Below are 20027 nucleotides of genomic sequence, written 5' to 3' on the forward strand. Positions count from 1 at the left end.
AAAGCCAAAATCGCTGACAAGTATACCCTAAATAATTGCCGGAACCGGCGGCCTCGCAACCGCCAGAACTCGTTTACTCTTCGCTGTCACCCGCACTGGCACGGAGCGGTGAATCCACTTCAACACGATCAATGCGTTGTAAGCCACGCATCAGTGTGCCGCGACGACCGCGCTCACCGGTAATTTTTTGCAGCTCTTCCGGGCGGAGTTTAATTTTGCGTTTGCCAACATGCAAAGTGACGGTGCTTTGTGGCGGCAAGACAAATAAATGCGCCAGTTTGTCTTCGCCTTTTGCCGCTTCAGCAGAAGGAATCGAGATGATTTTATTCCCTTTCCCTTTGGACAGTTGCGGTAAATCAGCGACCGGGAACATCAACATGCGACCTGCCGCGGTAATCGCCAGCAGTACATCGTCAGCACTTGAGATTTCCATCGGTGGCATGACTTTCGCGTTTTCCGGCAATGAAATAAGCGTTTTGCCCGCACGATTACGCGCAACTAAATCATTGAAGGTACAAACAAAACCGTAGCCCGCATCAGAAGCCATCAGCAGTTTTTGGTCGTCTGGCGCCATTAATACGTGCTCAACAATGGCACCCGGCGGCGGCGTGAGTTTGCCAGTCAGCGGCTCGCCCTGCCCACGCGCCGATGGCAACGTAATGGGGTCAAGCGCGTAGCTGCGCCCAGTAGAGTCGATAAACGCCACTGGCTGGTTGCTCTTACCTTTAGCTGAACCCAGGTAGCTATCGCCCGCTTTGTAGTTAAGCCCTTGCGCATCAATATCATGGCCTTTGGCGCTACGCACCCAGCCCATTTGCGAGAGCACAATGGTGACCGGTTCTGACGGGGTCATATCATGTTCGCTCATGGCTTTCGCTTCGCCACGCTCACGCAATGGTGAACGGCGATCGTCGCCATAAGCATCTGAATCAGCCTGCAATTCTTTCTTCAGCAAGGTATTCATTTTGCGCTCGGACGCCAAAATACCCTGTAAGTGGTCACGCTCTTTTTCCAGTTCGCCTTGCTCACCGCGAATTTTCATCTCTTCGAGTTTCGCGAGGTGGCGTAATTTCAGCTCAAGGATGGATTCAGCCTGAGTTTCGCTTAATTCGAAACGCGACATTAGCACCGGCTTCGGCTCATCCTCGGTACGAATGATATGAATCACTTCGTCAATGTTGAGGAACGCCACCAGCAAACCTTCGAGGATATGCAGGCGTTTAAGCACTTTCTCCAGACGATAGCTCAGGCGGCGGCGCACCGTTTCGCGGCGATAAACCAGCCATTCAGTCAGGATTTCCAGCAGGTTTTTCACCGACGGGCGGTGATCCAGACCAATCATATTGAGGTTGATACGATAGCTTTTCTCAAGATCGGTGGTAGCAAACAGGTGATTCATTACCTGTTCTACGTCGATACGGTTGGAACGTGGAACAATCACCAGGCGCGTCGGGTTTTCGTGGTTCGATTCATCGCGCAAGTCTTCAACCATTGGCAGCTTTTTAGCACGCATTTGGTTGGCGATTTGTTCAAGCACGCGAGCACCGGAAACTTGATGAGGCAACGCGGTAATCACCACATCGCCATCTTCTTTTTTCCATACCGCACGCATGCGCACAGAGCCACGGCCATTCTGGTAGATTTTACGAATCTCAGCACGCGGGGTAATGATTTCGGCTTCGGTTGGATAGTCCGGCCCCTGCACAATATCCAGCAGCTCATCGAGCGTGGTTTTCGGCTGGTCAATCAAGGTGATTGCGGCTTTCGCTACTTCACGCAAGTTATGTGGTGGGATGTCTGTAGCCATCCCGACCGCGATACCGGTGGTGCCGTTGAGCAGAATGTTAGGCAGACGCGCAGGCAGCATTTTCGGCTCCTGCATGGTGCCGTCAAAGTTCGGCACGTAGTCGACCGTCCCCTGCCCTATTTCACCCAGCAGCACTTCAGCGTATTTTGACAGACGCGACTCGGTATAACGCATCGCAGCAAAGGATTTCGGATCATCCGGTGCACCCCAGTTCCCCTGCCCGTCAACTAACGGATAGCGGTAAGAGAACGGCTGCGCCATCAGAACCATCGCTTCATAACAGGCACTGTCGCCGTGCGGATGGTATTTACCCAGCACGTCACCAACGGTACGGGCTGATTTTTTGAATTTAGCGCTGGCGCTTAATCCCAACTCTGACATCGCATAGACGATGCGACGCTGTACGGGCTTTAACCCATCACCAATAAACGGCAAAGCGCGGTCCATAATGACGTACATGGAATAGTTGAGATACGCATTTTCCGTGAATTCGTGCAGCGCAAGGCGTTCTGCACCATCATGAGTTAAATCACTCATTAATTATTCATCCTCAAACTGACGAGCCGAGTGTGGCCACATACCCTAAATAACTCGAGTTGCAGGCAGGCGGCAAACTCAGGGATCCCAGGAGCTTACTTGAGTAAGTGACTGGGGTGAGTGAATGCAGCCAACGCACATGCAGCTTGAAATATGACGGGTATAAACGGCGTAATTGGTGCCGATAGTACCCTATCTGGCAGTCGTAGTCACAGTGGAGTGCGTATCTTTGAGAGAAGTGAGTGATATGAAATGAGCCGCGAAATGCGGCTCATGGAGGGGAATTATTTAACTTTAGTAATTTGTTTTACGTCGATTTCAACGGAGTTCCAGTCCTTGTCCACTTCCCCTTGAATTTCAACAGTATCCTGTGGGGTTATGGTCTGGCCATTCCAGCGTTTATGGTCGATATCAGCGTTAATCGTGCCGGTTGTGTCGCGGAAGATGTAATGATCACCGCCAATGCGTGATTCAATCTTGCCGTGCAAAGTGACCCACGTATCATCAGATAGTGATTTTGCCTGGGCTGCGGTGGTGTTGCTACCACTTGGGCCAACAAACCCACCAGCAGTTTGGTTTTGAGTTGTGGTTTGGGGTGCTGGGGCGTTTGGATCAGAGAATCCACCCTGTTGTGCAGCGATGGCAGGTGCAACGCTGATGGCGAGAATAGTCAGAATAGCGGCTATTTTTTTCATTGTTTATTTTCCCTATATGAATGAATTTCTTGATGCTATTTAACCCGACAGATCTTAACGCGATCTTAATTCCCCCTTCTAAAATCGTTTTTTTTAGAAAATTATGCACATTGCTGAAGCATCGTATTTTTTCCCTGTACACGCCTGCACAAAAGTTATTAACTTCCGGTAAATATACCGTTAGGGACAACGCATGCGCATTTTACTCATTGAAGACGATAAGCTCATTGGCGATGGATTAAATGCAGGGCTAACCAAAATGGGCTTTACCGTCGACTGGTTTATCGATGGCCCCCAGGGTCAATCGGCGCTAGCTCTAGCTCCTTACGATGCGGTGGTACTGGATTTAAGTCTACCGGGAATCGACGGGCTGGATATCCTAAAAACCTGGCGTCGTCACGGTCGAACCGAACCCGTGCTCATTTTAACTGCGCGCGACGCGTTAGAACAACGGGTCGAAGGGTTGCAACTCGGTGCCGATGATTACTTGTGTAAACCTTTTGCGTTAATAGAAGTTGCCACTCGGCTTCAGGTTTTAATTCGCCGTAATCATGGACAAGTTCAATCGACACTTAATCACGCGGGTGTCGAACTTGACCCGATTAAATTAACCGTCAATCGCGAAGGTGAAGCATTGCAGTTAAAGCCCAAAGAGTTTGCCTTGCTGGAATTATTTATGCGTAACCCCGGGCGCGTATTACCGCGCGCGCTTATCGAAGAAAAACTTTATAACTGGGATAACGATGTTTCCAGAAACGCGCTGGAAGTTCATATCCACCATTTACGCCGCAAACTCGGCAGCGGGTTTATTCGAACGGTGCACGGAATTGGTTATACGTTGGGCGAAGAATGATAAAAACAGTGACTCAGAGTTTACGCGCCAGATTAATTGCCGGGTATATTTTGCTGACTCTGTTGGCATGGTTTGGCGCAAGCACCGCCGCCTGGCATCAAACCAGCAAAACACTCAACAAATTGTTTGATACCCAGCAGGTGTTGTTTGCCAAGCGTTTGAGTGCGTTAACGCTGGATAATATGCAGGGTGAAGCACAACTTCCGCGTACCAAAAGCATGATTTCCCATCATCGCGGCAAACAGGACGACGACACGCTGGCTTTCGCCATTTACACAACCGATGGGTTGCTGTTACTCAATGATGGCGACAATGGGCGCAACCTCACCTGGCGTTACCAACGTGACGGATTCGTAGATGGCACGCTGGCAGGCGACGACGATAAGTGGCGCATGGTGTGGGTCACCACACCAGACGGGAAATACCGTATTGTGGTGGGTCAGGAATGGGAATACCGGGAAGATCTGGCGCTGGATATTGTGTTGTCGCAGCTCACACCATGGCTTATCGCATTACCGCTGATTTTGCTTCTACTGGTGTGGTTGGTGAGCCGCTCCCTCGCCCCGCTTCATAAACTGGCGAATCAACTGCATACCCGCAAGCCTGACGATGACAGCGAACTCCCGACTCAAACTCTGCCACAAGAAGTGCGTCCACTGGTTATTGCGCTCAATCAGCTATTTTCACGCACCAGGGAATTAATGCAGCGCGAGCGGCGTTTTACCTCCGATGCAGCACACGAACTACGCAGCCCGCTTGCCGCATTAAAAGTGCAGGCCGAAGTCGCGCAACTTGCGCAAGACGACGAGCCGGTACGAGATCATGCCCTCACTAATCTCAGTTTGGGAATTGATCGTGCCACGCGTCTTGTCGATCAGTTACTGACGTTATCACGCCTGGATTCTTTAGCGGGTCTGGACGATGTGCAAGAAGTCGAACTTCAATTATTGCTGCAAAATGCAGTGATGGACGCATGGCACCAGGCCGTGCGCGAAGGCATCGATATCCGTCTTGATATCCAGGACACGAACGTGAAACGGCAGGGGCAACTGCTGTTAATGAGTTTGATGGTGAGAAATGTACTGGATAATGCAGTACGTTATTGCCCGCGTGGCAGCGTGGTGGAGGTTGTTTTACAACGCCGCGAAATAACGATTACCGACAACGGACCTGGGGTCAGCCCAGAGTTTTTAACTTCCCTGGGTGAGCGATTTTTCCGCCCCCCAGGACAGGAGAAAACGGGCAGCGGGCTAGGGTTGTCCATCGTGCGGCGCATTGCTGCTTTACATGGTATGCAGGCCCTATTTTTGAATACCGACAGTGGCGGTTTCCAGGTAAGGATTCGTTGGTAAAAACCGTCCCCCCTCGGATTATTGCGTTTTAAGCAAAAGTCTTTGCCATGCATAGCATTTAATCGTGATGGGTTTCACATTAAACTACGCCCCAGACGCAATAATTCGAGAACTAACTATGAGCAATATCCTGATTATCAATGGTGCGAAAAAATTCGCGCACTCTAATGGCCAACTCAATGACACCCTGACCGACGTCGCGGAAAGCTTTTTACGCGACCTCGGGCATGATGTTGTGGTTACCCGCACCGACAGCGAGTACGACCTAAAAGAAGAAGTCGAAAAATACCTGTGGGCCGACACCGTGATTTACCAAATGCCAGGTTGGTGGATGGGCGCGCCGTGGACCATGAAGAAATACATCGATGATGTGTTCACTGAAGGTCATGGTTCGCTGTATGCCAGCGATGGCCGTACCCGTTCTGATGCTGAGAAAAAGTATGGTTCCGGCGGCCTGATTCAAGGCAAAACCTATATGCTTTCCCTGACATGGAACGCCCCGCTGCAAGCCTTTGAAGACAAAGAACAGTTCTTCCATGGCGTGGGTGTTGATGGCGTTTATCTGCCATTCCACAAAGCTAACCAGTTCCTTGGCATGGAAGGTCTGCCGACATTTATTGCTAACGATGTCATGAAAGTACCTGATGTGCCGCGTTTTATCGCAGAATACCGCGAGCATCTCGGTCAAATTTTTGCTTAACTGTTGAGTAAACTTATACAGGAGTAGGTCATGCTAACAGTGATAGCTGAAATTCGTACCCGCCCAGGCGTTCATCATCGCCAGGCGGTTTTAGATGCCTTTGCAAAAATTATTCCTACCGTGCTGGAAGAAGAAGGCTGCCATGGTTATGCACCATTGGTTGACCATAACGCGCAAGTGGCTTTCCAGACTACGGCACCCGCTTCCGTATTTATGCTGGAAAAATGGGAGAGCGTTGCTCATCTCGAAGCACATCTGCAAACCCAGCATATGAAAGATCACAGCGTCGCCGTCAAAGACGATGTGCTGGATGTTCATATCCATATTCTGGAAGACGCGATTAAGTAATCGGCTGACTGAAAAATAACGGGAGCGGTGTTTACACCTGCTCCCTTTTTTTTGGCTGTAAGTTGCACCTGCGATGGGGCGTCGGTAGGAAGGGTGGAGATTATTGCACGTCAGTACTCGAGTGGATTTGGCCAGTGAACCCTGTTTTGGCAATCGCCGTCAGCAACTGTTGGTTATCAAAACTTTGCGGGACAATAACTTCCGCCTGATGCGTTTTTAAGGATGCTTTCGCTTTGATAACCCCATCAGTGCTACGCAAAGCCTGGTTTATAGAGATAACACAGAGTGGGCAGTTCATTTGGCTGATATCAACAGTGACCATTTTATTAGTAGCCCAACTCAGAGGTGCAAACAGCAGCAGCCCCAGACAAACAAATATCTTCATTCCAAACTCTCCCATATCCAAGGTAAAACATACGGATAAGTGGTCAGGAACAGTACCAGTGGCACTGACAACCAGTATAAGCAGACGAGTGTCCGACGGCTGACAACATGAGTGCATACCGGTTTAGGGGACAAATACAACCGCCAGAATCCTCGAGCCATCAGCCCCAAAGCCACTGTGACCATCGGGACTTGTAACCATGGAAGCGTTGGGATCCCTGTCAGCCCTGCTGCGGAAATACCGAACAGCAGATACAACAAAGGTCCAACACAGCACAGTGTGGATGCGCCAGCGGCAATTAATGCCGCCAGCAAAGTGATTAAACTCCCCTTAATGCTGTTCTGTGCTGATGTATTCATAACTGAATGCCGCTGGATCGTAGAAGTTTAAAGGATCTCCATCTACCTCGGCATACGGATAACCCAGATTGTTGATATCACCTTGTTCCGCTGCCGGGAAGAGCGCGAAATCGCGGGCATGATTAAAGCCCACCCAGTTCATTTCCCAGTTACCAAACAGGTAATCGTTAACCGCTTTCACGGCCGGGTCTGCGTTCTCTTTCTTTTCAGTCAGACGCATTTTAGTGACATCCGCTGGATCAGCGGGTATCCAGCCAAACCCTGCCAGCCAGAACATCGCGCGACAATGCTGACCACCGCTTATTTTAGCGATGCCCTGTTCATCTGCGCTACCGAAGGCTTTCTTTGAATACTGCCCCAGTTTACGACTGGCACCGAGGCGAATACCGAACATTTCACGGGCCGGGATCCCGACGGCACGACATAACGCGACAAAGACTGAGTTAATGTCGGTGCATTTGCCACCCAATTTGCCCGATTTAAGTATTTCGCCCACATCTCCAGTGCCACAGCCGATGACTGCATCATCGCGATGCATATTCGTGCTGACCCAGTCGTGAATCAACCGTGCCTGTTTGATGGGTGATTTTTCACCTGCGACAATTTTCAGAGCAGTTTCTTTTACTACACCGTCGACTGGAATATGAGGGGTAGCCAGCAGGAAAGGTTTAATCTCGTCCGGGATGATAGCGTCGTGTTCAGGAAGCAGCCAGTTGGCCAACGTATTGTCTTTAAGGACTTCCCAATCACGAGTTTCAATCGTCATCTCCACTTTAATTTCCAGCGCACCTGCGGAGTCTGGCCAGGTAACGAAAATCATTCTGGCACCATAAGGGTTATTGGCCGTCAGGCTAGCTTGCTGGTAGTTGCCGTTGAAGGAAAGGTTGAGTAATGTCTGAAAGGTGGTGTCTTCCGGTATGGGGATCCACAGATTAACTTTACCTTTGGAGCCTGCAGGTGCTTTCAGATTATACGTTTGTGTCACCACAAAGCGGCGGGGAGTATCGGAAGAACTCAATGCAGATTTATCAATATGCTGAGTTGCTGAAAACGATGGGCGAACCAGACCAATAGTTGACAGTGCTGCAACACTTTTCAGGAAGTTTCGTCTTTCCATAGAAATATACCTTCAGTTGCCAGAAAAGCTGGCGCTTAACCCCGCAACTGCGGAGGTGGATTGTTATTTTGCAGTAAGAAAAGCTGACCAATAATAAACTGGATCAAAATCTTTACGGTTTCTGGGTGTAAGCGTACACGGGTGGGATTTGTTTTTCTTTTTAATGTGACCCTGGCCCGAAAGATGAACCAGACATCATCAGGAATAGCCAACCTCACCAGAGCTTCCTTGCTCAAAACTCAGCCAACCGGGCAAATTATGCTTCTTTTATGAGCATATTTTGCTTTCTATTGATCAAGTTATCCTTTCAAAGACACTAGACTTCAATATCCGCCATATCGCCTTTATCTTGCAGCCAATTGCGACGATCTTCAGAACGTTTTTTCGCAAGCAACATATCCATAATTGCCATGGTTTTATCGTTATCTTCATCGTCAATCGTGAGCTGCACCAGGCGACGAGTGTTTGGATCAAGCGTGGTTTCACGTAATTGCAGTGGGTTCATCTCGCCCAGCCCTTTAAAGCGCTGCACGTTCGGTTTCCCTTTCTTACGTTTAAGTTGCTCAAGCACACCCGCTTTCTCTTCTTCATCTAGCGCGTAATAAACTTCTTTGCCCAGATCGATACGGTACAACGGCGGCATCGCGACATAAACGTGGCCACCACGAACCAGTGAGCGGAAGTGGCGCACGAACAATGCACACAACAAAGTCGCGATGTGTAGTCCATCGGAGTCCGCATCCGCAAGGATACAAACCTTGCCGTAGCGCAACTGGCTCAGATCTTCACTGTCCGGATCGATACCGATCGCCACCGAAATGTCATGCACTTCTTGCGACGCGAGCACTTCATCGGAGGAAACTTCCCACGTATTGAGGATCTTACCTTTCAGCGGCATGATCGCCTGATATTCGCGATCGCGAGCTTGTTTAGCAGAACCGCCCGCGGAATCCCCTTCTACAAGGAACAGTTCAGTACGACTCAAATCTTGCGCGGAACAGTCTGCCAATTTTCCTGGTAACGCCGGGCCGCTGGTCAGCTTTTTACGCACCACTTTTTTGGCGGCACGCATGCGACGTTGCGCACTGGAAATCGCCAGTTCTGCGAGTTGTTCCGCAATTTGGATGTTCTGGTTCAGCCACAAGCTGAAGGCATCTTTGACGACACCCGAAACAAAGGCTGCGCACTGGCGTGATGACAGGCGTTCTTTAGTTTGCCCAGCAAACTGCGGATCCTGCATTTTCACCGACAGCACGTAGGCACAACGTTCCCAGATATCTTCCGCTGAGAGTTTTACACCGCGTGGCAGAATGTTGCGGTATTCGCAAAATTCGCGCATCGCATCAAGTAAACCCTGACGCAGACCGTTGACGTGAGTCCCGCCCTGCATGGTCGGGATCAGGTTGACGTAGCTTTCAGTCAGCAGTTCGCCACCTTCTGGTAGCCATAACAGTGCCCAGTCGACTTGCTCTACGTCGCCTGCAAAGTTGCCGACAAACGGTGAGTCCGGAAGCGTAGGTAAACCGTTTACCGCTTCGCTCAGATAATCTTTCAGGCCGTCCAGATAACACCAGCGCTGCTCGGTATTGTTCACTTTGTCAGTAAAAGTGATTTCAACACCTGGGCATAAAACCGCTTTGGCTTTCAGCAAATGGCTTAAACGAGAAACAGAAAAACGAGGGCTGTCGAAGAACGAGGCGTCTGGCCAGAAGTGAACGCTGGTACCGGTATTGCGTTTGCCGCAAGTCCCGACGACGGCCAGTTCCTGAACCTTATCACCGTTTTCAAAAGCGATACTGTAAACCTGCGCATCGCGACGTACCGTGACTTCGACGCGCTTTGATAAGGCGTTAACGACCGAAATACCTACGCCGTGCAAACCACCAGAGAACTGGTAGTTTTTGTTGGAGAATTTACCGCCTGCGTGCAGACGACAAAGAATGAGCTCTACAGCCGGAACGCCTTCTTCCGGATGGATATCAACCGGCATGCCGCGCCCGTCATCAATGACTTCTAATGACTGATCGGCATGGAGAATAACATCAACACGCTTCGCATGCCCTGCCAGCGCCTCATCCACGCTGTTATCAATGACTTCCTGACCCAAATGGTTTGGACGGGTGGTGTCGGTGTACATCCCGGGGCGGCGGCGAACAGGCTCAAGCCCGGTGAGTACCTCAATGGCATCGGCGTTATAACTGGATTGCGTCATGGTTTATTCGTTCAGATTGCGAAACAGGAATTCGACATCAGGCCTTAATGCAGGCCAAGGAAGTCGACGATCTGGGTGAAATAATCTTCGAAGCCCACAAAGGCGTGATTGCCACCGGATTCTACCGTCTGACGGCAGGGGGTGTAGTACGCCACTGCCTGGCGGTAATCAAGCACTTCGTCACCCGTTTGTTGTAACAACCAGATGAGATCTGGTGATTCTAACGGGTCAACTTGCATGACTTTAAGATCGTAAATATGGCGTGACTCTAGCACATATTGCTGCCCGGTGTAGGGGTTCTCGTTAGTGCCAAGATAATCCACGAGCAATTCAAAAGGCCGCACCGCTGGGTTTACAACTACCGCTGGCAGCGTAAAACATTGCGACAACCAGGTCGCGTAATAGCCCCCTAAAGAGGAGCCGACTACTCCCAACGATTCACCGCCATGCTTGAGTACCAGGGACTCCAGCAACTCTGCCGCATCGGCAGGATAGGGTGGGAGTTCCGGGATAATCATATTGATGTGCGGATGATTCTGCGCAAGCCAAGCCTGCAGGCTGGTCGCCTTAGCTGAACGCGGCGAACTGTTGAAACCGTGTAAATAAAGTAGCGTAGACATCAATACCCTTCTGATGCGGTATCTGGGTTGAACACCGCACCTTTCAGGCGGCAAACCTCAGTGGTCACTTCGCCGTTTGGATGGAGTTCCAGCCAACGCCAGCCCGGTTCAATGGTGTCGAGAGTGAAGTTGGAGCAATGCGGCTTAAATTGCACGCAAGTTGACGGTGTTGCGAGCATTCGTCTTCCGTTCCAGTCCAGATCTAACTCTTGGTGAATATGGCCGCACACCAGTGTTTTCACTTTTGGGAATTTTTGCAGCACGTCATCAAGTTCTGCAGCATTGCGCAGGCTATGTTGATCCAGCCAGCTACAACCCGCGGGAACCGGATGATGATGCAACAGTAATAGCGTATGACGCTCAGGCGCACCGGCGAGCTTACGCTCTAGCCAGTCGAGCTGAAAGTCGCTCAGTTCGCCATGTGGGACGCCAAAGACCTGGCTGTCGAGCAGCAATATTTGCCAATGGTCGCCAAGAAAAACTTGTTTTGCAGGGGAGATCCCCGCTTCCAGCAACGAGCTAAACATCGCAGGTTGGAAATCATGATTGCCAGGCAGCCAAACGCAGGGCGCAGGAATCTCCGCAATGCCTTCAACAAAATGTTGGTATGCCTGCGCACTGTGATCCTGGGCTAAATCCCCAGTTGCAACAATAAGGTCGTAATGACGCTGCTCAGCGAGAATAGCTGAAATAACAGCCTGATAACTCATCCAGGTATTGATGCCCAACAGCGTTTCGTTCTTTCCAGAGAACAGGTGGGTATCTGTAATTTGCAAAATCCTGATCTGGCCCCCACCGGCCACAGGAAGATTTAACAGGCTTTCCAAATGGTGTCCTTAGGTTTCACCCTCACTAACAAACCGGAACCGCCATCGCTCCATGCGCTAAACAATAACGCAGCCAATCAGCTAGAAACTGATTAATTTGATGCTTTTCGTCGCGTTGATGCAACTTTTTATTAGGATAATCATACCGTGCTTTGAAACGAAAGATCTGCTGACTTGAACACACTTCCGCGACCATCGCGTCATGATAAAGCCTGACCGACATCGACGGTAGGCTCCAGTAGCTTATCGCCGGGACTGTTTGTTCGATTTGTACAAGTGTCGTGTAACGGGTCGACTCAAGGATAGAGAGTCGATATTGAGCGCTACTAACCTGATAAGTGACTTTTTCACCCACCTCATCATTACGAGGAAGCAAGCGTCGTAGTTGTGCGAAATTGGTTTCGCACAGGCGCATCATTTCAGGGAAGTCAGGTGTATAGCGCTTCATGTTTATCGATTCCACTCTTCTCTTAATTTCTCATGATGCAATTGCAGCCAAAGCAGTGCGATGACTGAAGCCGCGTTGTCGATTTTCCCTTCTTCTACTAACTGATAAGCCTGTTCCCGGCTCACGACATGAACACGAATGTCTTCGTTTTCATCTGCCAGACCATGTATGCCCTTCGCAGTCGTTGCGTCGACTTCCCCAACAAGGATTGATAAACGCTCGCTGGTTCCACCAGGGCTTGCCAGGTAGTTGATGACCGGTTTAGTGCGACCGACAATCACCCCAGCTTCTTCAACTGCTTCACGACGAGCGACATCCTCGACGCTTTCACCTTCTTCAATCATCCCGGCAACCAGTTCGAGCAACCACGGGCTGGTGCTGGTGTCATATGCGGCAATCCGAATCTGTTCAATTAAGACAACTTCGTCCCGCACAGGGTCATAGGGTAGCAGTACTGCAGCGTGCCCGCGTTCTAAAATTTCACGACAAACTTCGCCACTCATTTCGCCATTAAACAAGCGATGGCGGAAACGATACAGATCCAACGAAAAAAAACCGCTATAAAGTGTTTCCCGTGCAATAATTTCAACATCGTTTTTGGCTAATGTGACGAGTTGATCGTTTTGCTTAGTCATTATGATTTCCTGATTTAAATGGTTATGAAATGGGTAATTTCAAGCCAGTTTGACTGCCGTTTCATTTCCTATGTGATAGATTGATGAAAATTAAGGGTCAATGGCACATTACGCCAAGCGCCCCTGCTGGCAGACTCTGCTAAAATCGGTGATCATTTCCGGCTCTTGTCAGCGCTAACAAATAATTTCTGCTTCACAACAAGGAATGCAAATGAAGAAACTGCTCCCAATTCTTATCGGTCTGAGCCTAACGGGTTTCAGTGCCATGAGCCAAGCAGAAAACCTGATGCAGGTTTATCAGCAGGCACGTTTAAGCAACCCGGACTTGCGCAAATCCGCTGCTGACCGTGATGCCGCATTCGAAAAAATTAACGAAGCGCGCAGCCCGTTGCTGCCACAGCTTGGCCTTGGTGCTGATTATGAATACACCAATGGGTTTAGTGATGCCAATGGCATCGACTCCAGGGCGGGCAGTGCCTCTTTGCAGTTGACGCAAACCATTTTTGATATGTCGAAATGGCGTGCTCTGACCCTGCAAGAAAAATCAGCGGGTATTCAAGATGTCACTTATCAGACTGACCAACAAACTCTGATTCTGAATACTGCAACAGCCTATTTTAATGTGTTGAGTGCCATTGATGCACTGTCCTTCACAGGAGCACAGAAACAGGCTATTTATCGTCAGTTGGATCAAACCACTCAGCGCTTTAACGTAGGCTTGGTAGCCATTACCGACGTACAGAACGCCCGTGCACAATACGATAACGTATTAGCGAACGAAGTGACTGCACGAAACAATCTGGATAACGCGGTAGAAACGCTGCGCCAGGTAACCGGTAATTATTACCCGTCTTTGGCATCGCTGAATGTTGACGGCTTCAAAACCAACAAGCCTGATGGTGTGAATAATCTGCTGAAAGAAGCGGAAAAACGTAACCTGGCATTGTTGCAAGCACGCCTGTCTCAAGACCTGGCTCGCGAGCAAATTCGCTACGCAGAAACCGGCCACATGCCAACCGTGGGCTTGACTGCATCGACGGGTGTTTCCAACACCACCTACAGCGGTTCTAAAACAAATAGTACGCAGTACGATGACAGCGATATGGGCCAGAATAAAATCGGCCTGAACTTCTCCTTGCCGCTGTACACCGGGGGTTCCGTAAACTCTCAGGTGAAACAAGCGCAATACAACTTCGTAGGCGCGAGCGAGCAACTTGAAAGCGCGCATCGTAGCGTAGTGCAAACCGTTCGCTCTTCGTTTAACAACGTTAATGCGTCTATCAGTACTATCAACGCTTACAAACAAGCGGTTGTGTCTGCACAAAGCTCTTTAGATGCAATGGAAGCCGGTTATTCCGTAGGGACTCGTACCATCGTTGATGTGTTGGATGCGACCACTACGCTGTATAACGCAAAACAACAGCTTTCCAGCGCTCGTTATAACTACCTGATCAACCAGCTGAATATTAAGTCAGCACTGGGTACGCTTAACGAACAGGATCTTGTTGCGTTAAACGGAACATTAGGTAAACCAGTACCAACGACTCCAGAAAATGTTGCTCCAGAAACGCCAGACCAGAATGCTCTCGCAGATGGTTATTCAGCGGACACCGCAGCAACGACTGACACGGCAACACCTGACATTGCAACACCTGCAAAAGCGACTCCAGTTTCAACAACCAGTACCAAATCAACTAACCCATTCGGTAACTGATGACGTTATTTGGGGGCGTGGCTATACGCCCCCATCACAACTTGCGACATTGAACGTAAGGCAAAGTAAAGATCGCCCTCCTAATGCCCGTCATCGCTTTAATTTCAACCATTCATCCCCTATTCTAAGCACAATATTAGCTTCACCCCTTTGGGCTCAGGACAGATAAATGAAACGGACAAAAATCATAAACCACGCATCGTTCCGCAAAAGCTGGGGCGCTCGCCATTTAACGCCGGTTGCATTGGCGGTTACCGCTGTGTTTATGCTTGCCGGTTGCGAGCAAAATGACGAAACAGTCTCCATGTATCAAAATGCGGATGACTGCTCTCAAGCTAATCCTGGCAAAAGTGCCGAATGTACAACTTCCTTCAATAACGCGCTAAAAGAAGCAGAACGTACTGCACCTAAATATAAATCGCGTGAAGAATGTATCGCTGAGTTTGGTGAAGGCCAATGCCAACAAGCTCCTGCGCAAGCTAGCCTGGCGGGTGAACAAGCTCAGGCACAACCACAGCAAAGCGGCAGCTTCTGGATGCCATTGATGGCCGGTTACATGATGGGTCGTCTAATGGGCGGCGGTGCGGGCTTTGCGCAGCAACCACTGTTTACCTCAAAGAACCCAGCAAGCCCTGCTTACGGTAAATATGCCGACGCCAGTGGTAAGAACTACGGTGCCGCCACTCCTGGCCGTACGACAACTGTACCGAAAACTGCGATGGCACCTAAACCTGCCACCACCAGCACGGTGACACGCGGCGGGTTCGGTGATTCAGTCGCTAAACAATCGACTATGCAGCGCAGCAGCAGCGCAACAGGCACCCGAGCAACTGGCACTTCTCGTTCCATGGGTGGCTAAGAAATTATGGAAAGAATTGCGATTACTGAGCGCCCGGATTGGCGCGAGAAAGCCACAGAATACGGTTTCAACTTTCACACTATGTATGGCGAACCGTACTGGTGTGAAGATGCTTATTACAAGCTGACGCTTGCCCAGGTTGATCGCCTGGAAGACGTGACGGCTCAATTGCATCAGATGTGCCTGAAGGTTGTCGAGAAAGTGGTGAGCAGCGATGAGCTGTTAGCTAAATTTCGCATTCCTAAGCACACTTGGGAATTTGTGCGTCAGTCATGGCGTACCCAGCAACCGTCACTTTACTCACGCCTGGATATTGCATGGGATGGCGTTGGCGAACCAAAGTTGCTGGAAAACAATGCTGATACACCAACCTCTTTATATGAAGCGGCGTTCTTCCAGTGGATTTGGCTCGAAGATCAGATCCAGGCTGGGAATCTGCCAGCTGAAAGCGATCAGTTCAACAGCCTGCAAGAGAAGATCATTGAACGTTTTGCCGAACTGAAGCAGCAACACGGTTTCAACCTGGTCCATTTCGCTTGTTGTCAGGATACGGTTGAAGATCGCGGTACGGTTCAGTACCTGCAAGATTGTGCCGCAGAAGCAGAAGTGGCCAGCGAGTTCGTGTACATGGAAGATATCGGCCTGGGCGAGAAAGGCCAGTTTACCGATCTGCAGGATCAGGTGATTAGTAACCTGTTCAAACTGTACCCATGGGAATTCATGCTGCGTGAGATGTTCTCCACCAAGCTCGAAGATGCTGGGGTACGTTGGCTGGAACCGGCCTGGAAGAGTATTATCTCCAACAAAGCATTGCTGCCAATGCTGTGGGAAATGTTCCCGGATCATCCAAACCTGCTGCCTGCTTATTTCGCCGAAGATAGCTATCCGGCGATGGATAAGTATGTGGTGAAGCCCATCTTCTCCCGCGAAGGTGCGAATGTGAAGATCATCGAAAACGGCGAAGAAATTGCTCGTGTCGATGGCCCTTACGGTGAAGAAGGCATGATCGTCCAGCAGTTCTATCCATTGCCGAAATTCGGTGACAGCTATGTGCTGATCGGAAGTTGGCTAATCAACGATCAACCTGCGGGGATCGGCATTCGTGAAGATCGCGAGTTAATTACTCAGGATCTTTCACGTTTCTATCCGCATGTGTTTGTAGAGTAAGAATAAAAAACGCGAATATCGCATCGTATTCTTACCCTAAATAATTCAATTTGCAGGCAGGCGGCAAGCGAACGAAGTCCCCGGGAGCTGACATCAGTAAGTGACTGGGGTGCGTGAGCGCAGCCACCCCCCCTGCAAGTTGAAGTATGACGGGTAAATTAGCCGATTTGCACCGACAGCATACTCAGCGACCCCATCTCTATACCGTCTACAGGTAATGTAATCGGCTCTTTGCTATCCCACGCCCCCAGAACATACAGCAATGGCAGGTAGTGATCCGGCGTTGGATTAGATAACGATCCGCCTTCGTGTTGTAAATAGTTCACCAACGGGTGCTCGGTGACCGGCCCAAGCCATGTGAGATTGTCTTTAACGTATTGGTTAAACGACTCAGCCCATGGGTAGGGTGTGTTTTCACCGTGCCAGCGTGCGGTGCGTAGGTTATGGACCACATTGCCACTGGCAATCAACATGACTCCTTGATCACGTAGTGCAGCAAGCTTGCGACCCATTTCGAAGTGCCAGGCTGCCGGTTTGGTACTGTCGATACTGAGCTGTACCATTGGGATATCGGCATTGGGGTACATCTTGATCAAAACGCCCCAGGAACCATGGTCAAACCCCCATGCTTCTTTATCTTGCATAACCGGAATAGGTGCCAGCAGCTCAACCAATTGCTGAGCCAGTTCAGGCGAACCTGGAGCCGGGTAATGGGTATCGTATAACGCCTGTGGGAAACCACCGAAGTCATGGATAGTTTTTGGTGTTTCCATCGCCGTGACACCCGTGCCTTTAGTGAACCAGTGCGCAGATACCACCACAATGGCTTTTGGTCGCGGTAAGGTCTCTCCCAAATGACGCCAGGCTTGGGTATAGTGATTGTCTTCTAGCACGTTCATTGGGCTACCGTGTCCGAGGAACAGCGCAGGCATTCGTTGAGTTGTCATGGTGGTGTCCTTTATCGGGATATTCATTCTATGTACACCACAATACGCGGTTTTGCAGCATGAAGAACTCAGATAAGCATGATGAAGATCATCAGGAAATTTGAATGTAAGCGATGTGTAAAGTTGCTCATCTTGCTCTCGATTTTTATCACGTCGCCCATTAACATAAATGATAATCATTATCAAAAGGAGCGGTAAATGTCAGTACCCTTGATTCTGACCCTGTTTGCAGGGGGAGCCACTTTTATTGGTGCCTTTCTTGGCGTTATCGGCCAGAAGCCTTCAAACCGTGTGCTGGCATTTTCTCTCGGTTTTGCAGCGGGAATTATGCTGCTTATCTCGTTGATGGAGATGCTACCTGCGGCACTTCACACCGTAGGGATGTCGCCAGTATTAGGTTACGGTATGTTCATGTTGGGTTTGTTGGGCTATTTCGCACTCGACCGCGCCCTGCCCCATGCACATCCGCAAGACTTGATGGACAGCAAACCACAACCTCGTAATTTACGCCGTACCGCGTTACTGCTGACTCTAGGTATTAGTCTGCACAACTTCCCGGAAGGGGTGGCAACCTATGTGACAGCTAGCAGTAATCTGGAATTAGGGATGGGGATTGCACTCGCCGTCGCACTGCACAACATTCCGGAAGGATTAGCGGTTGCAGGCCCGGTGTACGCAGCAACAGGTTCTAAACGCAAAGCCATTTTCTGGGCAGGGATTTCTGGTCTCGCAGAAATTCTTGGGGGTGTGCTGGCCTGGTTGATTCTTGGCTCTATGGTTTCGCCGGTTGTCATGGCTGCGATTATGGCTGCCGTCGCGGGGATTATGGTGGCGTTGTCTGTCGATGAACTGATGCCGCTGGCCAAAGAAATTGATCCCCATAACAACCCGAGTTATGGCGTACTTTGCGGTATGGCTGTAATGGGGTTTAGTCTGACGTTACTGCAAACCAACGGGATTGGTTGATAAACTCATTATCATTCAAATTGCAGGGGTGTTGGCTGCAACTCGAATTATCTCGAATTTTAGTTGAGTGAAATGATGAGAAGCCCGGTATAGAAACCGGGCTTTTTGCATCTTAGCTGGCTTTGCGTTCGTGAGTCTGGCGATATGCCACCAGATCTTCAATCGTCACGACCGCCATGTTGTGTTCACGTGCAAAGGTGATGCACTCAGGCGCGCGAGCCATGCTGCCATCATCGTTGGTCAATTCACACAACACACCCGCAGGTTTGAAGCCCGCAAGTGATACCAAATCAATAGTTGCTTCGGTGTGGCCACCACGGGTAAGTACGCCACCGGGTTGAGCACGCAACGGGAAGACGTGGCCCGGGCGGTTCAGGTCACTTGGTTTTGCGCCATCAGCAATTGCAGCACGCACCGTGGTAATACGGTCTGCGGCAGAAACGCCGGTCGTTACGCCATTTGCAGCTTCAATAGTGACAGTAAAACCGGTGCCATAAGCACTGGTGTTGTTCTCAACCATCATTGGCAAATCAAGTTGTTTACGGCGATCTTCGGTCAGGCACAGGCAAACAATACCGCTACCGTGGCGAATGGTCAGAGCCATTTGCTCAACGGTCATGGTTTCCGCAGGGAAAATCATGTCACCTTCGTTCTCACGATCTTCATCGTCAAGAACCATTACCCCACGGCCTTCACGTAGTGCTTCAAGAGCATGTTCCACGCGCTGAGTCGGGGTGCCAAATGCAGAAAGGAGCGTCTGATTCATGGTAAAAAAACCTCATTAAAATTATGGTTACCAGAATCAGGGCAGTCTTAGGAGCTAAAAAAATAACGTGTGCAAGCTTACTAAAGCTTGAGCTTAGTCGTTACTCTCTCCCATCCGGACTATAACCGTCGGCTCCGGAATTACACCGGATCTGCTGACCTCCAGATTGCTCTGGAGCGCTCGCGGGCTTTCAGCGTTCGCTGATTTACCGCCGGTGGGGAGTTACACCCCGCCCTGAGAATAAGCAGACTTACTATAACGCCGATGATTTTCTCTGGCAACGCCAAAGCTTAGAACATTTCAGGTTTCTAAGCGGCGTCACAGGCATTACACTTAGTGTTAATCGCGTAAGACAATCCCGTAAGATTATGGAAGCCACTATGATTGACCCGAAAAAAATTGAACAGATCGCACGCCAGGTCCACGAGTCAATGCCGAAAGGGATTCGTGAGTTCGGGGACGATGTTGAGAAAAAAGTACGCCAGGTTTTGCAGGCTCAGTTAACCCGTCTGGATCTGGTTAGCCGTGAAGAGTTTGATGTGCAGACTCAAGTGCTATTACGCACCCGCGAGAAATTGGCTTTACTGGAACAGCGTTTAACCGAGTTGGAAAATCGTAACGCTCAGGCACCTGAAGTCACGCCACCGACAGAACCACAAATGTAAAAAAACGCCCCAAAATTGGACTGCAGCCCAAAAGTTGGGGCGTTTTTT

21 protein-coding genes and 1 riboswitch are annotated in these 20027 nt (G+C 50.0%); of the genes, 9 read left to right on the plus strand and 12 right to left on the minus strand.

Annotation, left to right across the window (positions count from 1 at the left end; all coding sequences use genetic code 11):
* Window positions 1–73: 73 nt before the first annotated feature.
* Window positions 74–2344, minus strand: a complete 2271-nt coding sequence (gene parC / locus VJY99_RS00650; protein ID WP_324115357.1) for a DNA topoisomerase IV subunit A — start codon at window positions 2342–2344, stop codon at window positions 74–76.
* A gap of 284 nt (window positions 2345–2628) precedes the next feature.
* Window positions 2629–3039 (minus strand): YgiW/YdeI family stress tolerance OB fold protein, encoded by a 411-nt coding sequence (locus VJY99_RS00655; protein ID WP_324115359.1) that lies wholly within the window; start codon window positions 3037–3039, stop codon window positions 2629–2631.
* A 193-nt stretch (window positions 3040–3232) separates the two neighbouring features.
* Here VJY99_RS00655 and qseB point away from each other — a divergent pair, with 193 nt between their 5' ends.
* From qseB to VJY99_RS00675, 4 genes are all read left to right on the plus strand, one after another.
* On the plus strand, window positions 3233–3892 hold the full coding sequence (qseB, locus tag VJY99_RS00660; RefSeq protein WP_324115360.1) for a quorum sensing response regulator transcription factor QseB: 660 nt from the start codon (window positions 3233–3235) through the stop codon (window positions 3890–3892).
* Window positions 3889–5244, plus strand: a complete 1356-nt coding sequence (gene qseC, locus VJY99_RS00665) for a quorum sensing histidine kinase QseC (RefSeq protein ID WP_324115362.1) — start codon at window positions 3889–3891, stop codon at window positions 5242–5244. The genes qseB and qseC overlap by 4 nt, the downstream gene beginning before the upstream one ends.
* A gap of 118 nt (window positions 5245–5362) precedes the next feature.
* Complete coding sequence (locus tag VJY99_RS00670; RefSeq protein ID WP_324115364.1) at window positions 5363–5944, plus strand: NAD(P)H-dependent oxidoreductase; 582 nt, start codon at window positions 5363–5365, stop codon at window positions 5942–5944.
* Window positions 5945–5974: 30 nt separating this feature from the next.
* Window positions 5975–6292, plus strand: a complete 318-nt coding sequence (locus VJY99_RS00675) for a putative quinol monooxygenase (RefSeq protein ID WP_324115366.1) — start codon at window positions 5975–5977, stop codon at window positions 6290–6292.
* Between the two features lie 100 nt (window positions 6293–6392).
* Here the strand turns inward: VJY99_RS00675 and VJY99_RS00680 are convergent, their stop codons facing one another.
* From VJY99_RS00680 to nudF, 8 genes are all read right to left on the minus strand, one after another.
* Window positions 6393–6677 (minus strand): heavy-metal-associated domain-containing protein, encoded by a 285-nt coding sequence (locus VJY99_RS00680; RefSeq protein WP_324115368.1) that lies wholly within the window; start codon window positions 6675–6677, stop codon window positions 6393–6395.
* The gene (locus VJY99_RS00685) at window positions 6674–7036 is read right to left on the minus strand and encodes a mercuric transporter MerT family protein (protein WP_324115370.1); all 363 of its coding nucleotides are present in this window, start codon (window positions 7034–7036) and stop codon (window positions 6674–6676) included. Before VJY99_RS00685 ends, VJY99_RS00680 begins: the two co-directional genes overlap by 4 nt.
* Window positions 7008–8153 (minus strand): transglutaminase family protein, encoded by a 1146-nt coding sequence (locus VJY99_RS00690; protein ID WP_324115372.1) that lies wholly within the window; start codon window positions 8151–8153, stop codon window positions 7008–7010. The genes VJY99_RS00685 and VJY99_RS00690 overlap by 29 nt, the downstream gene beginning before the upstream one ends.
* Before the next feature lie 316 nt (window positions 8154–8469).
* Window positions 8470–10365, minus strand: a complete 1896-nt coding sequence (gene parE / locus VJY99_RS00695) for a DNA topoisomerase IV subunit B (RefSeq protein ID WP_324115373.1) — start codon at window positions 10363–10365, stop codon at window positions 8470–8472.
* Window positions 10366–10409: 44 nt separating this feature from the next.
* A complete protein-coding gene (gene yqiA / locus VJY99_RS00700) occupies window positions 10410–10985 on the minus strand; it encodes an esterase YqiA (RefSeq protein ID WP_324115375.1) in 576 nt (191 codons plus the stop codon).
* Window positions 10985–11812, minus strand: coding sequence for a 3',5'-cyclic-AMP phosphodiesterase (gene cpdA, locus VJY99_RS00705; RefSeq protein WP_324115376.1), 828 nt, complete (start codon window positions 11810–11812; stop codon window positions 10985–10987). Before cpdA ends, yqiA begins: the two co-directional genes overlap by 1 nt.
* Window positions 11813–11837: 25 nt before the next feature.
* A complete protein-coding gene (locus VJY99_RS00710) occupies window positions 11838–12260 on the minus strand; it encodes a DUF1249 family protein (protein ID WP_324115378.1) in 423 nt (140 codons plus the stop codon).
* A gap of 2 nt (window positions 12261–12262) precedes the next feature.
* Entirely contained in the window at window positions 12263–12895 is a 633-nt protein-coding gene (gene nudF, locus VJY99_RS00715) for an ADP-ribose diphosphatase (protein ID WP_324115379.1), read from the minus strand.
* A gap of 205 nt (window positions 12896–13100) precedes the next feature.
* Here nudF and tolC point away from each other — a divergent pair, with 205 nt between their 5' ends.
* From tolC to VJY99_RS00730, 3 genes are all read left to right on the plus strand, one after another.
* Window positions 13101–14609 carry an outer membrane channel protein TolC gene (gene tolC, locus VJY99_RS00720; protein ID WP_324115380.1) on the plus strand — a complete coding sequence of 503 codons (1509 nt, stop codon included), beginning with the start codon at window positions 13101–13103 and terminating at the stop codon, window positions 14607–14609.
* A gap of 169 nt (window positions 14610–14778) precedes the next feature.
* Complete coding sequence (locus VJY99_RS00725; RefSeq protein WP_324115381.1) at window positions 14779–15468, plus strand: DUF1190 family protein; 690 nt, start codon at window positions 14779–14781, stop codon at window positions 15466–15468.
* A gap of 6 nt (window positions 15469–15474) precedes the next feature.
* The gene (locus VJY99_RS00730; protein WP_324115382.1) at window positions 15475–16635 is read left to right on the plus strand and encodes a glutathionylspermidine synthase family protein; all 1161 of its coding nucleotides are present in this window, start codon (window positions 15475–15477) and stop codon (window positions 16633–16635) included.
* Window positions 16636–16793: 158 nt separating this feature from the next.
* Here the strand turns inward: VJY99_RS00730 and ygiD are convergent, their stop codons facing one another.
* On the minus strand, window positions 16794–17582 hold the full coding sequence (gene ygiD, locus VJY99_RS00735) for a 4,5-DOPA dioxygenase extradiol (RefSeq protein ID WP_324115384.1): 789 nt from the start codon (window positions 17580–17582) through the stop codon (window positions 16794–16796).
* 198 nt (window positions 17583–17780) lie between these two features.
* Here ygiD and zupT point away from each other — a divergent pair, with 198 nt between their 5' ends.
* Entirely contained in the window at window positions 17781–18548 is a 768-nt protein-coding gene (zupT, locus tag VJY99_RS00740) for a zinc transporter ZupT (RefSeq protein ID WP_324115386.1), read from the plus strand.
* A gap of 112 nt (window positions 18549–18660) precedes the next feature.
* On the opposite strand, the gene ribB is transcribed toward zupT, so the two are convergent.
* A complete protein-coding gene (gene ribB / locus VJY99_RS00745; protein WP_324115388.1) occupies window positions 18661–19314 on the minus strand; it encodes a 3,4-dihydroxy-2-butanone-4-phosphate synthase in 654 nt (217 codons plus the stop codon).
* Window positions 19315–19412: 98 nt separating this feature from the next.
* A riboswitch (FMN riboswitch) is annotated at window positions 19413–19560 on the minus strand.
* A gap of 134 nt (window positions 19561–19694) precedes the next feature.
* Between ribB and ubiK the strand changes: the two genes are divergently transcribed.
* Window positions 19695–19979 (plus strand): ubiquinone biosynthesis accessory factor UbiK, encoded by a 285-nt coding sequence (gene ubiK, locus VJY99_RS00750; RefSeq protein ID WP_183272705.1) that lies wholly within the window; start codon window positions 19695–19697, stop codon window positions 19977–19979.
* Window positions 19980–20027 lie beyond the last annotated feature (48 nt).

Source organism: Buttiauxella sp. (assembly GCF_035271705.1).
GTDB lineage: Bacteria > Pseudomonadota > Gammaproteobacteria > Enterobacterales > Enterobacteriaceae > Buttiauxella.